The sequence below is a fragment of the Streptomyces sp. NPDC059895 genome (assembly GCF_042731035.1).
Classification (GTDB): Bacteria; Actinomycetota; Actinomycetes; order Streptomycetales; family Streptomycetaceae; genus Streptomyces.
In genome coordinates this window covers 1-1320 of sequence record NZ_JBHWKO010000136.1, presented here as the reverse complement: position 1 = coordinate 1320, position 1320 = coordinate 1, and the positions used below count along the sequence as shown (strand labels likewise).

General features: G+C 72.0%; 1 protein-coding gene. It reads left to right on the top strand.

Features of this window, described 5'->3' with window-relative positions; genetic code table 11:
- A partial coding sequence (locus ACFV9M_RS42030; protein WP_385079930.1) for a condensation domain-containing protein occupies positions 1 to 1320 on the top strand: 1320 nt, incomplete at both ends.

Here is a 1320-nt window from a genome sequence, read left to right as displayed (position 1 = left end):
TCGGTCGGCTGCGGGCGTCGTGGGATGTGGTGCTGGGGCGGCATGCGATCTTGCGCGCCGGGTTCCATCGGCTGGCCTCGGGTGAGGCGGTGCAGTTCGTCGCGCGGGAGGTGGACCTCCCGTGGCGGGAGGTCGACCTGAGCGGTCTGTCGGAGGCCGAGGCCGAGTCGGAGGCGGCCCTGTTGTCCGAGGCCGAGCTGGTGGCCGGCTTCGATCTCGGGCAGGGGCCGCTGCTGCGGCTGCTGCTGCTCCGCCTGGGCGAGCGGCGCCACCGACTCGTCATGACGTCGCATCACAGCGTCGTCGACGGCTGGTCCTTGTCCGTGCTGATCGACGAGCTGTCGGCGGCGTATGCCGCGGGCGGGGATGCCAGGGCGCTGCCCGCGGTCCGGTCCTACCGCGATTACCTGGCCTGGCTCGCTCGTCAGGACCGGGAGGCGGCATATGCCGCGTGGCGTGCGGAGCTGGCGGGGGCGGAGGAGCCGACCCTGGTGGCGCCGGCGGATCCGGCGCGGGTGCCGCTGCGGCCCGAGGCGGTGCACGCCGAGTGCAGTGCGGAGCTGACACGGGCGTTGGAGAAGGTGGCGCGGGAGCGCGGGTTCACCATGGCGACGGTGGTGCAGGGGGCGTGGGCCCTGGTGCTGGCCCGGCTGTCCGGGCGCCGGGATGTGGTGTTCGGGACGACGGTCGCCGGGCGTCCCGCGGATCTGCCGGGTGCGGAGTCGCTGATCGGGCTGTTCATCAACACGCTGCCGGTGCGGGCCGAGCTGTCCGGGGAGCTGTCCGTCGCCGGTCTGCTGTCCGGGCTGCAGGCACGTCAGGTGGGTCTCATGGGCCACCAGTACCTCGGCCTGGCGGAGATCAGGCAACTCGCCGGAGCCGGAGCGGAGTTCGACACCCTCGTCGTCTATGAGAACTACCCACACTCGGCCGCGCCGGCGCCGGACGGCCCTGACGCCCTCACCATCCGGCCGGGCGGTATCCCCCACGATGCCAGCCACTATCCGCTGGGGTTGATCGTCGCGCCGGGTGAGCGGATGGAGTTGCAGCTGGATCACCGTCCGGACTTGTTCGACCGGGCGCAGGCCGAGGAGGTGCTGGCCGCGCTGGTAAGGGTGTTGGAGCAGTTCGCAAAGGACACGGAGATGCCTCTGGGCCGCCTCGGGTTGCTGGACGAGGTGCGGTTGGCCCGCGTCACCCGGGACTGGCAGGACGTGTCGGCCGAGGTGCCTTCCGGGACGTTGCCGGATCTGCTTGCTGAGCAGGTGCGGCGGACGCCGGATGCGCCGGCTCTGGAGTCGGTCGGCGGGGTTTTGGGTT